Source organism: uncultured Streptococcus sp. (assembly GCF_905372115.1).
GTDB lineage: Bacteria > Bacillota > Bacilli > Lactobacillales > Streptococcaceae > Streptococcus.
Genome location: NZ_CAJPNR010000007.1, coordinates 24062 through 40738, shown reverse-complemented (window position 1 = coordinate 40738; position 16677 = coordinate 24062). Strand labels below are relative to the sequence as shown.

Below are 16677 nucleotides of genomic sequence, written 5' to 3'. Positions count from 1 at the left end.
TCTTGTCTGAATATTATAACATGAAAAGACTGGTTCAACCAGTCTCAAACTTCTTATCTTCGAGCAAAACTCTCAGCCTCACTCATCTAGGTAAAGCCCCTTAGCAACACTTTGATTAATAACTTCCTGAGCCAATTCCCAAAGAGTTTCAGAGGTTTCTTGGATAAAGGATTTCTTAGCGATGACCTGCGACTTGGTCAGGCCATGAGGGTTGTCATGAGGTTGAGCGACTTCCAAGTGATTGAGTAGGGGAACCAGAGCATCCAACACTCGGGCATATTTAGCCTCTATGCTAATGCCGGTTTCAAATTCCTGCCAAAGCTCTAAAAATGAATCCTGCTGATCTGATGGCAGCTTGTCTAAACTGATTTTCAAGGACTCAAGCTCTCTATCGTAAGAATCGCTCTTGCCCACGTCGTCAAAGATAAAGGTATCACCAGCATATATTTCGCCTAAATCATGAATCAATAACATAGACATGACCTTTTCCAGATTGACCTCTTCGGGGATATATTCTCGAAAGACTAGCGCCATGAGCGCCCCCTGCCAACTATGCTCAGCAGAATTTTCAAAACGATAGGCGTCCAAGGTACGATTGTTACGATGAGTGGCTTTCAATTTTTCCAGCTCATTGGTAAAAGCCAGCTGCTGTTGCAGACGTTCAAGCATGTGGAACTCCTTTGAAATGTTTTTATTATTATACCATAATAGCTCCAATAAAATTGTTGTAAGTTGTTTGAAGTATTAAAGTGACAGTTGAGCTAATTAGTGATATACTAAGACAATAAAGGTTAATCAATCGTAAACTTTGAAAGGAATTAAGTAATGACCTATCTTTTAAAAGTAGAAGATTTCATTGAAATAGAAGAAAATAAGAGTTCTTTCGATATCAATGATATGGTTGCTATTTGTAAACGGAGAAATAATCCCAATCGAGACTATTTATTTGTTAATAAATATCAAGCTAAACATTATCCTGTTAAAGCCCATAACACGCTACGGCTATTTTCCGAACTCTATCAAGAAATAAAAAGACAAATTCCTTCTGACAAGCGTATTTTAGTTGTTGGTTTTTCTGAGACGGCTACTGGAATCGCCCAGGCAATCATGCATATGGCCTTGGAAAATAAAGATTTGAAAACTGTCTTTTATTTACAGACTACTCGAGAAAGCATTAATACGGATATCCAAAATATCTCTTTCGAAGAAGAGCATTCACATGCAAGTACACAAAAATTATATTACCGATCAGATATTCCTGACTACGATACTGTTTTGTTTATCGAAGATGAAATAACAACAGGAAATACAATTGTTAACTTTATTGAGAAATTTCAAAAAATTAAAGACGGTATTTCTTTTGCTGCCGCTTCTATATTAAACTGGCAAAATACAAAGAATCGTAAGTTTTTTCAAGAAAAAGGAATCAAAAGAATATACCTAGTCAGTGGTCAAATGAGAGATAATACTCCTCTCATAGAGCTTAAAGAAAGAACACTGGAAAAACCAAGACTAACTTCAGACGTTCACTATCATTTATCTGACAACCTCAATCCTCGAACAGGTCTCACTAAAGAAGAGTTTTTAGTCTTCCAAGAAACTGCTCTAAATCGATTGATTTCGCAAGTCTCTCGGAAATCTAAAGAAGAAACAATAGCTGTCATTGGAACTGAGGAAAACATGTGGTTACCAATTAGACTAGCCCAAGAACTTGACGCAGAGGTTCGCTCCACTACAAGAAGTCCTATTTCCCTCTCCAGTGATGACAATTATCTTTTCCATAACGGCTTAGCTTTAGCCAGTGCTTACGAAACTAATAGAATGACTTTCCTTTACGATATTGAACGTCATTATGACCAAATTATCATTGTCTATGAGGTTATGACTGATGCGTTTCGAGCAGCTCTTCAGAATAAACTGCAGCCCTTTAGTAAGCAAACACTAATTTTTGTTAAACAATAAGAAAGGCTTTTATGAATTTAGTAAAAACTAGTTACCCTGAATCCGATGTAACCATCCTCTTACAAGATGTGCGTGGAAAGGTTCCTGTATTAGACACGGCCGAAAGAGAAAAGTTAAATCAGCAGGGAGTTCATTATTCCGAAATGCTACCTCTAGAATATGCCCCAACAGATCGCTATATGAAAATCTATCAAGAAAGCCTCGCAACTCTTTCTTTTGAAACTGCTAACGCTATAGCAAGTCTTTCTGAAAAGATTTTCCAGAAAAAAGGAGAAAATCTTGTTTTAGTTTCCTTAGCAAGGGCAGGGACTCCTATAGGTATTTTAATAAAAAGGTACCTTCACTATAAATATCAGCTTGATGTGCCGCATTATAGTATTTCTATCATTAGAGGTAAAGGGATTGACATAGCTGCCATGAATATTATAGCCAACAAGCACCATCCTAAGGATATTCAATTTGTGGATGGTTGGGTTGGAAAAGGAGCAATAAATACTGTCTTGGAAGAAGCCTGCCATAGGTTAGCAGAGGAAAACAAACTCTTTTCCGAACTAGATCCTACTCTAGCTGTACTCAGTGATCCAGCTTCGGTAACACCGCTTTATGGTACGCGTCAGGACTTTTTAATTCCTAGCGCTTGCTTAAATGCTACTGTCAGCGGGCTCGTCAGCAGGACGGTCAAATTAAAAGAAATGAGTGATGACGAGCTTCACGGAGCCGTTTATTATGCAGAAAACGAAGCTTACGACCATTCATTGGAATTCTTAGATAAAGTGCAATCCTATTTTGACCATGTTCAATTAGATTATTTCAATCCTTCACAAGAAGAGCTCAATGAAGATTTCAAAGGATTGGACGAAGTTAAGAAAATCGCTCAATCCTACAGCATTAGTGATATCAATAAAATAAAACCAGGAGTTGGTGAGACAACTAGAGTTCTGCTTAGACGCCTTCCAGATAGGGTATTAATTAGAGAAAAGGCTAATCAAAAATACCTTAAACATATCCTTCAACTATGTGAAGAAAAGCAAATCCCAGTCGAATATGTCAACCTACAGAAATATAATGTCTGTGGCATTATAAAGGAAGTCGCAGATTTATAGTTTATCTCTTGACAAAGACCATTTTATAAATATACAATGGTATCTATAAAGCAGGGGAGAGCAGACTTTAATAAGCTATCTCCAGTGATTTAGGAGGTAAAAAGCAAACCATCTGCACTCTTCGTTTAATTTTTATACAAAGAAGACAAAAGATGTGACATTACAATCGTAGAAAGCAGGTATATTTCATGTCGACCAGTCTGCAAAATCTGCCCTTTGAACTTTGGCGTTCAATCACAGAACGAAAAGGAATACAAGCCACTTTCGCTCCTGTTTTTACACGATATATCGGGGTTGAAAATCAAAGTAAATATGATAGTGTATTAAAAACCATTTTGGTAAAAGCTCAAGATGATTCAACTCACACTATTTACTTTGATGGCCAAATCCCAATGGATGCAGATTTTGATTTCATTAACAGCATAAAAAACGAGCTTGCTTCAATGGAAGTTAGTCAAATAGCCAGTCAGGATATTACACTCTTTGAAGATGCAGAGCTCAATCGTCAATTTCTGATTGCTCTAGAATATATAACAAACCTTGCTATCCGTCAGGAAAATTTCCTGAATAACAGCGTAAGAAATAATTTTATTTGCAAAATGCTCCTCTATGCATACTTACATATTTACAGTTTATCCTATCAAGATAGAGATTACCTTACAAACAAGTGCATCTACTATGGTAGTATCTCCAAACACGATATATATTTCTTGCTGTTACTAAATCGCTTTGGATTTGATGTCATTTATATCAATCCACTAAAAGATGATGAAAATTTTGCTCTAGTAGACTCTGATCAAATCAGTACAATCCATAAAAATACTCAAATATTGCCTATCCAAAGTTGGGCGGAAAGAGCTAAAAATGGACAGATTATTGAGGAAAATCGCTCAATTACTTTGGATATAGAAACCCAAATTGAAGAACAATTATTTACAAATTCTGGTATTTATAAGCCTTGGCAGTTCCGAAATGGAACGACAAACCCAATTTTTTTCAATTCAACTTTAATTGATGTTGAACAAAATTGGAACGCACCCGCAAAAGTTCGGAACGGATTTAAGGCCGTTGAGAAAACAGTCTATGTCCCACATTTCTTTTTTGAAATAGAGGGAGAATATAATCCAATTGACAAGTATGCCCACTTGGTCAATATCTGCTCTTCGTCTGACAATACGCTCGTTTTAACATCCAATGGTAATGAACTGGTTACTCATGAAATAAATGATTCCGATAAGTATCAGCTTATGTTTTGTCAACTCAGTAATGGAAGTTTTGATATTGAGGAGATTATGAAGCTCCCATTCTATCGCTATGCTCCTTATAACGATGAAACAGAAAAATTCCTTCTCAATAAGATTAACGAAACCATTGCAGATACTCAACTGTTTAAACAACCATTGACAGTATCCAAAGAAGAAATATTAAACTTTGCACTGTTGATTCTACAGTTGGATAAAAGAGTAATACGACTCATAGATAGCTTTGATTTTACTAGCTTTATACCCAAGATTGTCTTTTTCTTGGAAGGCGAAACTCAATTATCAAAAAATACATGCTATGTCCTTGCCTATCTTGGAAAAATTGGTTTTGACATCATCATTTTTTCACCTGCCGGCTTATCTGACCTGAACTCTTACATTAATGCAGAGTACTTTAATACTATCAGGTTAGATGTTATAAACTATGAGCAAAATTTTCAAGCTATTCAACGAAAGCTGAAAAAACAAAATTTCTTCAGTAAACTTTTTAATTAAAGAAAGGAAAACAATATGCCTATCAACACAGGAAGTTTTGATTCAACTCCACAAGAGATTGAATCAACTGAACTTGAACTTGCTAAACCAGAAGTCCTAGCTGACAACTTAGCCTATAAGCAGAAGCTAAGATCACTGCCTGAGGTTCAGAACCTCACCAATGAGATTGATATTACTAATGTCAACTCAATTATGGCTTTCGGTCAAAAACCGAGTGAAGGAATTTCTCAAATGTCTGATGCTCTATTATCTTCCATGCGAAGGGTAGATGCAGAGGAAGCTTCTCGAATGCTCGTTCAACTTACTAAAATCATGGATAAATTCGATATTAAAGAAATTGAAAATCCAGAAAAAGCATCTGCTCTGCAAAAATTATTTGGCAAAATAAAGAATAGTATTGATAAACTTTTTGCCAAATATGAAGATATGGGTAAAGAGGTTGATCAGATTTATACCATATTGAAGCAATATGAAGTTCAGATTCACCAAACTCAAGAGAATTTGGAAAAACAATATAAAACTAATGTAGCTTACTATGAAGAATTAGAAAAATATATTGTTGCTGGTGAAATTGCTCAAGAAGAAATCGAAGCATACAGTAATCAGATTTTGGCTCGTACTGATATAACAGAGCAAGAAAAACAAACGCAACAGCAAAAACTAAGCATGATTAAAGATATGCTTGCTCAGCGAACATATGACTTGCAAATTGCTGAAAACGTGGCAATGCAAACCTGTCCTATGATTCAGACCATGCAAATGTCTAACTTTAATCTGATGCGGAAAATCAATTCTTCCTTTATTATCACTTTGCCAATCTTCAAGCAATGTTTGGTTCAAGCTATCCAATTAAAAAGACAGGAAATTCAAGCTAAGTCTATCAAACAGTTAGATGAGAAGACCAACGAACTTCTAATTCGTAATGCACAAAATACTGCAAATCAATCTGTAAATATTGCTCGTATGGCTGGAGGAAGCTCTATTCAAATGGAGACTCTTCGTACAACTTATGAGACAATCAAAAAAGGAATTGAAGAAACTAAACAAATCAACAATCAAATTGCTGAAAAACGAAAAAGTGATTCTATTGAGTTGGAACATATGAAATCTGACATGGCTGAAAAAGGGTTTATAAGCAGTCATTGATAAGACTTAAAATATGGTAACGATAACTCTTACTTGGCTTCCCTTAAGCTAAAGAGCTTTAATAATATTATGATTCAGAAAGGAATATCTGTATGGATTTCACTAATTTAAACTCTGGCAGCTCTGCTGCTCCTCTTAACCTCTCTAAAGGGAGCGTTTTAGATTTAACAAAGCAGGCTCCTGCATTAAAAAATTGTATTCTAGGCGGCGGCTGGGATATGGCTGTTGCAGGACCAACTGCTGACCTAGACTTAGCTGCCTTCTTAGTTGAAGAAAGCGGTCGTGTTGCACAAGTACCGAATGATGTTATTTTCTTCAATAATATGTCTGCAGCTGGAATTCGTCTTGAAGGTGATAATCGCACTGGAGAAGGCGAAGGCGACGATGAACGAATCCAAATTAATCTTGATGCAATCGAACCTCGAATTAAGAAAATTGTCTTCTTCATTACTATTTTTGATGCAGTCACTAAACGTCAGACTTTTGGCATGATTAAAAATGCTTTTGTCCGACTTCTAGATGCCGATAATAACGAGCAGGAAATCTGCCGCTATGAATTGAGTGACAGTTATTCTGCTGATACTTCTGTAACAGCTTGTTCCCTTAGTCGGACAGCTAATGGCTGGGCTTTTGAAGCAATCGGTGAGGGAGCTATCGCTGACCTCAACCAACTCTTGTCTCGCTATATGTAATTAAGAAAATAGAAAGGAAAATATTATGGGACTTTTTGGTAAATTATTTGGTGGAGATGAGCAACAAACTCAAGCTCCTGCTGCTAACACACCTATTCAAACTGCTAGTACGGAAGGGCGCGAAGTTACACTTGATTTAAATAAAGGAGGCATGCTTAACCTTGCAAAAAATGACTTCCTTAATCTTTCTAAAACAGATTTCTCTTTAGAAAATATTCGCGTATCAGCAGGATGGGATGTTAAGACAAGTCTCTTTGGCTCTGACTTTGACCTTGATCTTTGTGCCTTCCTTCTTGATTCTTCTGGCCATCTGACTCGTTCAGTTAATAATCTTGTCTATTTCAGCAAGAAGAAATCTCAAGGTATTCAATTAGATCATGATAACCTCACCGGTGCTGGTGACGGTGATGATGAAAACATGTTTGTGAATTTCAATAATATTCATCCAGACGTGGCTCAAATCGTTGTAGCAGTTGTTATCTATTCTGGTCAAAATCGCAAACAATATTTTGGCCAAGTAAAGAATGCCTACGTTCGTTTAGTTGATCAGGCACAACGTCCTGAGAAAGAAATCGCCCGTTTCAATCTATCAGAAGATGGTGGCAAAGCAACGGCCGTTAAATTTGCTGAACTTACACGTACTGTCAATGGGTGGACTTTCAAAGCAGTTGGAGAATACCTAAACGCTTCAATCCAAGACATTGAAAAATCTTATCGTTAATTAGAAAGGAATCTCTAATGGCTATTAATTTCACTTCACTTGGCGGACCTGCCAATCCTACTCCAACACCCACTGAAGTTGCTCCTGCAACAGGAGGTGTGTCTCTTGATTTAGAAAAAAATACTATTCTGGACTTAGCCAAAGCGGCTCCAGGTCTTACAAAAGTTGACTTATGCGCTGGTTGGGATATCTCTGCTGGTGGTGCAGATTTTGACCTTGATATTTCTGCTTTCCTATTGAATGAGGCAGGTAAAATTACTTCTGCTAATGATGTTATTTTTTATAATAACAAAACTGCTCCCGGTATTCACTTAAACGGTGATAACCGTACTGGCGCAGGTGAAGGTGACGATGAAGTTATCAGTTTAGATTTAGCCGCTCTCTCACCAAGTACCCATAAGGTCATTTGCGCCGTTACTATCGATCAGGCTATCGCCCGTCGTCAAACATTTGGTATGGTTAATAATTCCTATGTTCGCTTAGTTAATGCAGAGAACAATTCTGAACTTTGCAAGTTCCAGCTTAAAGATGATTATTCTACCGACACAGCTGTTGTTTTTGCAGAACTTGTAAAAGATGGTTCATCCTGGGCCTTCCACACCATCGGTGAAGGTAAGCAAGCTGATTTAAATGGTATAGCTGCACTCTTTAGCTAAAGACAGACAGTTGTCAAATCAAGTTTTATTGACATACAAAAAAGAGACTGAACACTATTGTCTCAGCCTCTTTATTTTTAGAAAGGACAAACAAACCAAATGAATAACTTTAAAGGGCTAAGCTCAGCTGAGGTTGCAGCAAGTAAGTCAGCCCATGGAGATAATAAACTTTCCAGTAAAGAAGCCAACTCACTTCTTTCAATATTTATTGAAGCTTTCAAAGATCAGTGGATTTTGATTCTGCTGGCGGCCTTAGGTCTCAAAATTATTTTCAACTTTATCGGTATGATTTTCCCAGGTATTGGTGAAGCAAATTGGTACGAAGCAATTTCCTTGATTTTTGCCATTCTCCTGTCAACAGGATTTTCTGCTATCTCACAATATCAGAATGAGCAAAAGTTTAATACGTTACAAGAAGAAGCCAGCAAAACAAATGCTAAAGTCTATCGTGACGGTAAACTTAAAGAAATTTTAGTAGATGATATTGTCAAAGGAGACCAAATTCTTCTTCAAACTGGTGATAAAATTCCTGTTGATGGTATTATTCTTGCTGGAGAATTAAAGGTAAATCAAGCTGTCTTGAATGGAGAAAGTGAAGATGCTACAAAAATCGCTTTAGGTGATAATGCAGAACCAGATAGTCAGGACCTCTTTACAGAATTAAAAATCTTCCGTGGAACTGTGGTAACATCTGGTGAAGCTGTTATGGAAGCGACTGTGGTTGGTGACCATACTGTTCTTGGAAGCATCAATACCTCTCTCCAAGAGGATGGGAAAGATTCTCCATCGAAAGAGAAATTGAATAAACTGGCAGAAAATATTGGCGTTCTTGGATACAGTGCTGGTGCGGCTTACTCTGTCATCAACCTTGTTCTTGGTTTTCTTGCTTTAAATGCTGCAAACAATTTGAATCTTTCATCTATTTTCTTATTAGTCATTGAAACAATTCTCTTTGCAGTGACTATCATTATCATGGCAGTTCCAGAAGGATTGCCTATGATGCTGGCTCTTGTGTCTTCAATGAACTCAGGCCGCTTGCTAGCTCAGAATATTCTGGTTCGCCATCCAGATACTATTGAAACAGCAGGTTATATGAATATCCTTTTCAGCGATAAAACTGGAACAATTACAGAAGGAAAACTATCTGTTGTTGATTTCTTCCTTGGCGATGGAACTCTTTATGAGACAACTGATGAGAGTTCTGCTGCTGATTTCTCTAGTATGTCTGAAAAGTTACTCAAGCAAGTTATTCATGGTATTGGTTTGAATAATGACGCTAATGTTGCAGACGGTATAGCTGTCGGAAGTAACGCAACTGACCGTGCTCTTTTAGATTTTCTAATCAACCGTAATCTCTTAGATTTCGATACAAACACTATTGCTGAAAAAGAACAGTTTAATTCTGCTAAAAAATATGCTAGTGTTACAACTAAGTCAGGCGAAATTTACATCAAAGGAGCACCAGAATTTATTTTAGACGATTGTCATTTCTATCTTGATAAAGACGGAAATAAGACTGCTTTTACTGCAGCTGATAAAGATAAATTCTCTGCACTCTCTTTGGAACAGGCTAATCGTTCTATGCGTCTTCTTGCTATTCTTAAAAAAGAAGGCTCAGATAAAATCTTGATTGCTATTGTATGTATTCGAGACAATGTAAGAGATTCTATTAAACAAACTGTTGAAACAATGAACAAAGCTGGAGTTCAAGTAGTTATGGTTACAGGAGACCGTAAAGAAACAGCTATTGCCATTGCTAAAGAAGCTGGAATTGTTACCAGTGGTACAGATTTAATCCTAACTCATGATGAGCTAGAAAACCTCTCTGACGAAGAATTAAAAGCGCAACTCCCTAATATGAAAGTAGTAAGCCGCGCCTTACCTATGGATAAGAAGCGCTTAATCGAAGCAGCACAAGACCTTGATATGGTTTGTGGTATGACTGGTGATGGAGTAAACGACTCACCTGCTCTTAAAGCTGCTGATGTTGGTTTCTCTATGGGAGACGGAACTGAGGTTGCCCGTGAAGCCTCTGATATTGTTATTTTAAACAATAGTTTGACGTCTATCGAAAAAGCTGTGCTTTACGGCCGGACAATGAGCAAATCAGTTAGCAAATTCATTATTTTCCAGCTGACAGTTAATGTAACTACTATTGCTATGTCTCTTCTCTCTCCTCTTTTTGGTCTGAAAGAGCCATTTACAATCATTCAAATCCTTTGGATTAACCTTATCATGGATACTCTAGCTGCTCTAGCATTTGGTGAAGAACCTACCTTAGAACGGTATATGAATGAAAAGCCAGTAGCTAAAAAAGCTAATATCCTGACAAAATATATGAAGTCTGCTATTGGAGTTGCTAGTATTTTCATTACTCTTGTCTGTCTTGCTATTCTTAAAAATGTAGCTGGTATTCAAGATTTCATCACTAATGGAACTGGAAACTTTGAAATGGTAACTACCTTCACTTTTACTGTATTTATCTATGCGATTATCTTCAATTCCCTCAATACTCGAAGTACCGGACTTAATGTTTTTGAACATATTTCAGAAAACAAAAAGTTCTCTATTGTTATGATTTCTATTGCTATCGTCCAATCTTTAATCATTCAGTTTGGTGGGCAGGTCTTCAACACAGTTCCTATGGATATTGAACACTATATTGTAGCTCTTGCTATTGCTGTTCTGATTATTCCTATAGACTTTATTCGAAAAGCTCTTACGAAATAAATGTTAGTTATGAAAAGGCTGAGACAATAGTGTTTCGGCCTTTTACTTATCATTTTTTGCAGAAGTGTGTATGAATGTTTAATAAATAGGAAAAATTGCTCATTCTAATTATACATTCCAATAATCTTCTAGAATTTTTTATAAAATACTTGAAGACTAGACTTATTAGCTCATTTATAGTAAGATTGGTATAGTTTGATGAATTGTACTCTTTGAAAACTAAAATTTATTCTCTTAAGACATTTGAGATTAAACTATTCTATCATTTTAGTTTGACCCAAAATTTAAGACAATCAATCTAACTATAATAACTATTAAATATAACTGATTAAAATTTTAAAAATTTTGTTTTCAATTAGACCTTTACAAATATCAGTCCCAATAAAGAGAGGAATATTATGCTTTTTGCTACTGATTTAGATAGAACCATTATTTATTCTAATAAATTTGTTGAAAATTATCAGACTGTTTCTTGTGTAGAACATCTAGACGGACGTGAAATCTCCTATATGAGCCATAGAGCATTGGAATTATTGGCTCAAGTCAAAACTCGCTCCGATATCCATTTACTTCCAATTACAACTCGCTCTCTAGCGCAATTCTCCCGAATTATACCCCTACAGGACTGCCCTTATGCTGTTGTTGCTAATGGTGGAATCATTTTACATAACGGTCAACCTTTAAAAGTCTGGCAGGAACACATCGAAAGAACTCGACAAATACAAGCTTTAGATTATCCTAAAATCTTAGACATTTTAACTAAATATCAAAAATACTTAACTAGAACTCCATCTTTGGTTGACAATTTATTCTTTTTTACTAAAGTTACCGAAGATCAGGATATCGTTCAAGAGTTTATCTTGCCAAGTCTTGAAAAAGATTTAAAAAATTTAGAATGGACTTTCACTCTTCAGGGGCTTAAACTTTACATCATCCCTAAAGAAATTTCTAAAGAAAACGCTCTTTCTTTTTTACAAGACTATCTCAAAGAAGAATTTCTTATTACTTCGGGTGACGGAAAATTAGATGCTGGATTCTTATCTTTAGGCGATATAAAAATGATACCAAAGAACAGTGAAGTTTACCAGCTTATCGATAATAAAGATGACTATATGATAGTTAATCAAGGAATAGAAGGCGCTGAGGATATTCTTTCAGTAGTCCTCGAACAAAAAACTTAAAAGTGTTGAATGGAAGATTTGAATGAAATTTACTTATGATTCTATACCCCTATTTAAAGAAGGATGCCAATTTAATCAAAATTCCCCTAAAGATTTATTGCAATATGCAATATCTGGACTTCTTTATATGCCCGCTCATCGAACTCAGATAGTTGATGAAATCATTGCCGGCCTCCATCCTTGCAGTAGCTCAATCTGTCTAGATCTAGAAGATTCTATCGGAGATGGAACTGTTCATCAAGCTGAATCACAGCTCTTTGAGACTTTAGACAAACTGAATCAAGCTTTGGAAACCGGCCAACTAGATTTTGATTCTCTTCCTTTAATTTTTATCCGAGTCCGTTCTTCCCAACAATTTAATCAAATGCTCAAGCATTCTTCTCCTGATATCTTTAAACTAGTTTCTGGATTTAATTTTCCTAAATTTGATTCTACTACTGCTCCTGCCTACCTTCAAGTTTTCGACAATTTTAGCAAAAGAACAAATCAAACATTTTACATAATGCCAATTCTTGAAAGCGAGAGCATCATGAAAAAGAATACCAGAATGGAAGAACTTCTTTTTATATCAGAGTTATTAAAACCCTATAAAGAGCAAGTTTTAAATATCCGTGTGGGAGCAACTGATTTTAGTAATATTTTCGGTATTCGTCGTAATGTCCACCAGACTATCTACGATGTTAAACTTATTGCTGACTGTCTAACAGATATCTTAAATATTTTTTCCGCAGATTATATCTGTTCAGGACCAGTATGGGAATACTTTAATAGCCGTTTTCAAGACGGGAATTGGGCTCATGGATTGAAAAAAGAGCTAGAATTAGACAGACTTAATGGATTCATTGGAAAAACTTGCATCCATCCTTCTCAGCTAAGCCTTATTGCTGAGAATAACATTGTTAGTTTAGAAGACTACCAAGATGCTCTGACAATTCTTAATACAAATCAGCAGCAAATTGGTGTAATAAAAGGATATAAAGAAAACCGGATGAATGAAATGAAGCCGCATAGCAAATGGGCAAAGAAAATAATCCAGTTAGCAACAGTCTATGGCATAGCTGAAGGAGATAACACAAAGGATAATTCACTGAAATCGTAGAAGGACATATAAAAGGTGTTCTGCTTAACTTATTCCTTAACTAAAAACACACGCATTAAACTAAACTTAATGCGTGTGTTTTATTTTAGATAAAGAAGTAGTAACTATTCATCTTAAACATGACAAATTTTTTAGTGATACATTTAACCTTTCCCTCGCCATCCAATCACCAACTCTGACGTCAGGTGGGTCAGGATAATCGTCAGAAGGAACGCCCAACGGCCAGTTTCCCACTTGGTCAACTGCCGGGATTTGAGCAGAAAGAAAGATAACTCAATAAAGATAGGATGGAGGAAGAAATAAAGGATACTTAGATCTTTTAAATGTCGCCAGTTTTTTTCGCGCTTCCACTCTGTTTTTAGTAGCCAATTAAATAAGAAAAGTGTAAAGGGAATGAGAGCAAAGAAAAAGTTTTTATCTAATCCCTGCCTGATGTAAACCAGAACTCCTTCACCTACCAGGAAAAGACTTGCCAGCAGAAGAGACAGCCAGCGTTTTTTCTGAAATAGTGCTACGTGCCCGTAATCAGCTAGAAAGTAACCTAAATAGATAAAAATGGGCGTATAGAAGAGGCCATTTCTGCTGGTGAAAAAGAGCTTGGCATAGGCATCGTACCAGTCCGTCAGCAGACTAGGCGTAAGGTAAGCGTGATATGTCTCAATAGCACCTAAGGCGTAAAGAATTAACAAAAGAGCAAATGTTTTCTTTGGACCCAACTTCCTATACAAGAAATGGACCAGCAGCAAACCTAAGAGAAAGGCAGGAATATACCAGAGCTGGTAGCTCATTCCAATGTAAAAGAGCGCTGCTAGAATAGCCAGAGGAGCTAGATAGAGGGGCAAATGCAGTGATTGGAAATAAGTCAAAGCATAGGGGAGATAGACCAAACTCCAAAAGCCATAGACCTTTAAAATGCCTTTAATATACAGAGTCAGTTTCGTAGAACCGTGCTCTCGCTTCCAGCGTACTCGGAAAAAATAGGCTGAAGAAATTAAAAAGAAAGGAACCGCCATGCGACCAAACATACTCTTTTGAACAAAATGCAGGGCTTCATGTTCAAAAAGCCTCTGGCAATGGACCAAAATTACCAAAATGGAAGCAATATATTGAAAAAGGCTAAGCAAGGCATAATTGACTGGCTGCCCTGGCCCTATGACTTCTCTCTTTTGCATCAAGCTTTCTCCTTACGAGGTTTGTTTAAGATGTAAATGAGCACTTTTTTCCTTTGACCTAGGACTTGTCTAGCCAAACATGCTGAAAGGCAGCGATGTCCCGATAAGGAGATTGGTTGCAGACTGCCAGCTCCATCTCAAGCATCTTTTCAGCCCAGTTAGGGGCAGTTTTATATTCATTGGCCTGCAGCCCGTAAAAAATTCGTACTCCCTGATAATCCTCAACTTCTAAAGGCAGACCTGAAATCACTTCCTGAATCTGATAAACCTTAGCGGCTCCCATGCTGTGGGTTTGATATGTCTCACCCGCCAAAAGCTGCTGGGCCTTTTCTGGATCATTTTCAAAAACCACCGTATGCATAATACGCCCGACCTCGTGATGCCTGATCAGAGAAATTTTGCCGTCTTTTTTTAAGAGGCGGGAAAATTCTGCTAAATAGAGAGCAGGGTCTGATACATACTCTAAGACATTATGACAGATGATGACATCAAAAGACTGGTCTGGAAATGTTTGCAGAAGGTTCAAACTGCCTTGCAATTGCTCATAGGAAAAGTCCTGCTTGCGCTCAGCAATCATTTCTGGGCTTGGCTCGATGGCAGTCACTTGGTTCTTTTCCGCTAGAAAATCAGCCACAATCCCAAAACCGCTACCGAAATCAAGAATTTTCTGGTCCTTCAGCGACACAAGAAAGGCAAAAACAATATCATACTGAAGCTTGCCCCAAGGCGCCTGCAGATGAGCTTTGTAAGCTTGTAGATTAGCTATCATAAAACCTCACTTATAGTTAAACATATTGGCCGCCAACTTGTCGGCAATTCTTGGGAAAAGGGTATAAATCTTGTGTGCTAGATTGAGAATCCCAGGTAGATTAATTTCCCGCTTCTTTTTACCAAAGGAACTGACAATTTTGTCCGCTACAAAGTCAGGCTCAAGGATATACTTGTCGACTGCTTTTACATAGGAACCATCCGGATCTGCCTGATCAAAAAAGGCTGTTTTGATAGGACCGGGATTAACTGTCATGACATAAACCCCAAAAGGCAGGAGTTCCAAACGCAGGGCATTAGAAAAGCCAATAGCTGCAAACTTGGTCGCTGAGTAAAGACTTGACTTGCTACTTGCAATGAGGCCGGCCATACTAACGATATTGACGATATGTCCTTGACCTGCCTGCTTCATGCGAGCTCCAAAGATACGGGACAGGTTCATCAGGGCAAAGGTATTGACTTCAAACATGGCCTCGATATCGCTGGAGCTGATTTTATCAAATTCTTCAAAAATCCCATAGCCAGCGTTATTGACTAGGACATCTATGTGGCCATACTGGCTGTCAATCCGCTCAGCAAAGCTATCCAAGGCTGAGCTGTCTGTAATATCCAGCTCCACTAGATCAAGGTTTTCTTTTTGTCCATATAATTTTTCCAGCTTAGCCTTGCTCCTTCCTACCAAAATCAGTCGGTCATGGGGTAAGAGCTTAACCATTTCCTGAGCCAACCCACCGCTAGCTCCTGTGATGATGATATTTCTCACAACTCCACCTCTTCCAAGTCCTTAACCACATGGACCTTTTCAAAGACAGCGCTAGCATCTCGGCGCATTTGGCTGATGTCCTTTGCTAGAAAGCGGGCACTGATATGATTCAGAAGGAGGCGCTTGGCACCAGCTTCCTTGGCTACTTCTGCAGCCTGCATATTGGTCGAATGACCATGATTTCGGGCCAACTTTTCGTCTCCCTTGCCATAGGTCGCTTCATGGACCAGCACATCTGCTGATACAGCCAGGCGGACACTGGCAGCAGTCTTCCTAGTATCACCCAGAATAGTAATGGTCTTGCCCGGACGAGGGGCTGAGATATAGTCAGCTGCGATGATTTTGGTTCCATCATCTAGTACGATATCCTGACCGTTCTTGACTTTACCAAAGAGGGGACCAAAGGGAACGCCTGCTGCCCGCAGCTTGTCCGCATCCAGCGTTCCTTCCAAATCTTTCTGCATGACCCGATAACCCACACAGAAAATCGTGTGATCCAGCTTATCCGCATAAACAGTGAATTTGTCCGTTTCCAGAATCTTGCCCAGGCTGTTTTCATCAAACTCATGAAAATCAATCCTATAAGGCAGGCGGGAACCAGACACGCGCAGGCTAGATAGGACAAAGTTCTTAATACCCTTGGGACCGAAAATCTCTAGGTCTGTTTGCTCTTCATTAGCCTGAAAAGAACGACTGGATAGAAAACCTGGCAGGCCAAAAATATGGTCGCCATGCAGATGCGTGATAAAAATCTTGCTGATTTTGCGGGGTTTAATCGTCGTCTCCAAAATCTGGTGCTGGGTTCCTTCACCGCAGTCAAACATCCAGACCTCATTGATTTCATCCAAAAGCTTGAGGACAAGGCTGGACACATTGCGAGCCTTGGAGGGCTGACCGGCTCCGGTTCCTAAAAATTGTAATTGCATG

General features: G+C 37.9%; 15 protein-coding genes. 10 read left to right on the top strand and 5 right to left on the bottom strand.

Features of this window, described 5'->3' with window-relative positions; genetic code table 11:
- Positions 1–78: 78 nt before the first annotated feature.
- Positions 79–669, bottom strand: a complete 591-nt coding sequence (locus QZ169_RS03670; RefSeq protein ID WP_295504970.1) for an HD domain-containing protein — start codon at positions 667–669, stop codon at positions 79–81.
- Positions 670–825: 156 nt separating this feature from the next.
- On the opposite strand from QZ169_RS03670, the gene QZ169_RS03665 reads away from it, so the two are divergent.
- From QZ169_RS03665 to QZ169_RS03620, 10 genes are all read left to right on the top strand, one after another.
- Positions 826–1962 (top strand): phosphoribosyltransferase domain-containing protein, encoded by a 1137-nt coding sequence (locus QZ169_RS03665; RefSeq protein WP_295504969.1) that lies wholly within the window; start codon positions 826–828, stop codon positions 1960–1962.
- Positions 1963–1973: 11 nt separating this feature from the next.
- Positions 1974–3065 (top strand): cysteine protease StiP family protein, encoded by a 1092-nt coding sequence (locus QZ169_RS03660; RefSeq protein ID WP_295504968.1) that lies wholly within the window; start codon positions 1974–1976, stop codon positions 3063–3065.
- Between the two features lie 188 nt (positions 3066–3253).
- Positions 3254–4822 (top strand): YceG family protein, encoded by a 1569-nt coding sequence (locus QZ169_RS03655; protein WP_295504967.1) that lies wholly within the window; start codon positions 3254–3256, stop codon positions 4820–4822.
- Between the two features lie 15 nt (positions 4823–4837).
- Positions 4838–5968 carry a toxic anion resistance protein gene (locus tag QZ169_RS03650; RefSeq protein WP_295504966.1) on the top strand — a complete coding sequence of 377 codons (1131 nt, stop codon included), beginning with the start codon at positions 4838–4840 and terminating at the stop codon, positions 5966–5968.
- A gap of 92 nt (positions 5969–6060) precedes the next feature.
- Positions 6061–6660, top strand: a complete 600-nt coding sequence (locus QZ169_RS03645) for a TerD family protein (RefSeq protein WP_002900106.1) — start codon at positions 6061–6063, stop codon at positions 6658–6660.
- A gap of 25 nt (positions 6661–6685) precedes the next feature.
- On the top strand, positions 6686–7381 hold the full coding sequence (locus tag QZ169_RS03640) for a TerD family protein (protein ID WP_002900105.1): 696 nt from the start codon (positions 6686–6688) through the stop codon (positions 7379–7381).
- A gap of 17 nt (positions 7382–7398) precedes the next feature.
- The gene (locus tag QZ169_RS03635; protein WP_295504965.1) at positions 7399–8037 is read left to right on the top strand and encodes a TerD family protein; all 639 of its coding nucleotides are present in this window, start codon (positions 7399–7401) and stop codon (positions 8035–8037) included.
- Positions 8038–8136: 99 nt separating this feature from the next.
- Positions 8137–10767, top strand: coding sequence for a calcium-translocating P-type ATPase, PMCA-type (locus tag QZ169_RS03630; protein WP_295504964.1), 2631 nt, complete (start codon positions 8137–8139; stop codon positions 10765–10767).
- A 398-nt stretch (positions 10768–11165) separates the two neighbouring features.
- On the top strand, positions 11166–11948 hold the full coding sequence (locus QZ169_RS03625; protein ID WP_295504963.1) for an HAD family hydrolase: 783 nt from the start codon (positions 11166–11168) through the stop codon (positions 11946–11948).
- A 22-nt stretch (positions 11949–11970) separates the two neighbouring features.
- Positions 11971–13047, top strand: a complete 1077-nt coding sequence (locus QZ169_RS03620; protein WP_295504962.1) for an HpcH/HpaI aldolase/citrate lyase family protein — start codon at positions 11971–11973, stop codon at positions 13045–13047.
- 143 nt (positions 13048–13190) lie between these two features.
- Here QZ169_RS03620 and QZ169_RS03615 read toward each other — a convergent pair whose 3' ends face one another.
- Genes QZ169_RS03615 through rnz form a run of 4 tightly spaced genes read right to left on the bottom strand, consistent with a single transcriptional unit; the run spans position 13191 to position 16676 of the window.
- Positions 13191–14219 carry an acyltransferase family protein gene (locus QZ169_RS03615; RefSeq protein ID WP_295504961.1) on the bottom strand — a complete coding sequence of 343 codons (1029 nt, stop codon included), beginning with the start codon at positions 14217–14219 and terminating at the stop codon, positions 13191–13193.
- A 58-nt stretch (positions 14220–14277) separates the two neighbouring features.
- Positions 14278–14988 carry a class I SAM-dependent methyltransferase gene (locus QZ169_RS03610; protein WP_295504960.1) on the bottom strand — a complete coding sequence of 237 codons (711 nt, stop codon included), beginning with the start codon at positions 14986–14988 and terminating at the stop codon, positions 14278–14280.
- A 6-nt stretch (positions 14989–14994) separates the two neighbouring features.
- Positions 14995–15750 carry an SDR family oxidoreductase gene (locus tag QZ169_RS03605; protein ID WP_268701690.1) on the bottom strand — a complete coding sequence of 252 codons (756 nt, stop codon included), beginning with the start codon at positions 15748–15750 and terminating at the stop codon, positions 14995–14997.
- Positions 15747–16676 carry a ribonuclease Z gene (gene rnz, locus QZ169_RS03600; protein WP_295504959.1) on the bottom strand — a complete coding sequence of 310 codons (930 nt, stop codon included), beginning with the start codon at positions 16674–16676 and terminating at the stop codon, positions 15747–15749. The genes QZ169_RS03605 and rnz overlap by 4 nt, the downstream gene beginning before the upstream one ends.
- Between the last annotated feature and the right edge of the window lies 1 nt (position 16677).

What these genes read in the sequence shown, in the direction of transcription:
- QZ169_RS03670 (WP_295504970.1), bottom strand. Translation starts at nt 669, where the DNA reads ATGCTTGAACGTCTGCAACAGCAGCTGGCTTTTACCAATGAGCTGGAA.
- QZ169_RS03665 (WP_295504969.1), top strand. Translation starts at nt 826, where the DNA reads ATGACCTATCTTTTAAAAGTAGAAGATTTCATTGAAATAGAAGAAAAT.
- QZ169_RS03660 (WP_295504968.1), top strand. Translation starts at nt 1,974, where the DNA reads ATGAATTTAGTAAAAACTAGTTACCCTGAATCCGATGTAACCATCCTC.
- QZ169_RS03655 (WP_295504967.1), top strand. Translation starts at nt 3,254, where the DNA reads ATGTCGACCAGTCTGCAAAATCTGCCCTTTGAACTTTGGCGTTCAATC.
- QZ169_RS03650 (WP_295504966.1), top strand. Translation starts at nt 4,838, where the DNA reads ATGCCTATCAACACAGGAAGTTTTGATTCAACTCCACAAGAGATTGAA.
- QZ169_RS03645 (WP_002900106.1), top strand. Translation starts at nt 6,061, where the DNA reads ATGGATTTCACTAATTTAAACTCTGGCAGCTCTGCTGCTCCTCTTAAC.
- QZ169_RS03640 (WP_002900105.1), top strand. Translation starts at nt 6,686, where the DNA reads ATGGGACTTTTTGGTAAATTATTTGGTGGAGATGAGCAACAAACTCAA.
- QZ169_RS03635 (WP_295504965.1), top strand. Translation starts at nt 7,399, where the DNA reads ATGGCTATTAATTTCACTTCACTTGGCGGACCTGCCAATCCTACTCCA.
- QZ169_RS03630 (WP_295504964.1), top strand. Translation starts at nt 8,137, where the DNA reads ATGAATAACTTTAAAGGGCTAAGCTCAGCTGAGGTTGCAGCAAGTAAG.
- QZ169_RS03625 (WP_295504963.1), top strand. Translation starts at nt 11,166, where the DNA reads ATGCTTTTTGCTACTGATTTAGATAGAACCATTATTTATTCTAATAAA.
- QZ169_RS03620 (WP_295504962.1), top strand. Translation starts at nt 11,971, where the DNA reads ATGAAATTTACTTATGATTCTATACCCCTATTTAAAGAAGGATGCCAA.
- QZ169_RS03615 (WP_295504961.1), bottom strand. Translation starts at nt 14,219, where the DNA reads ATGCAAAAGAGAGAAGTCATAGGGCCAGGGCAGCCAGTCAATTATGCC.
- QZ169_RS03610 (WP_295504960.1), bottom strand. Translation starts at nt 14,988, where the DNA reads ATGATAGCTAATCTACAAGCTTACAAAGCTCATCTGCAGGCGCCTTGG.
- rnz (WP_295504959.1), bottom strand. Translation starts at nt 16,676, where the DNA reads ATGCAATTACAATTTTTAGGAACCGGAGCCGGTCAGCCCTCCAAGGCT.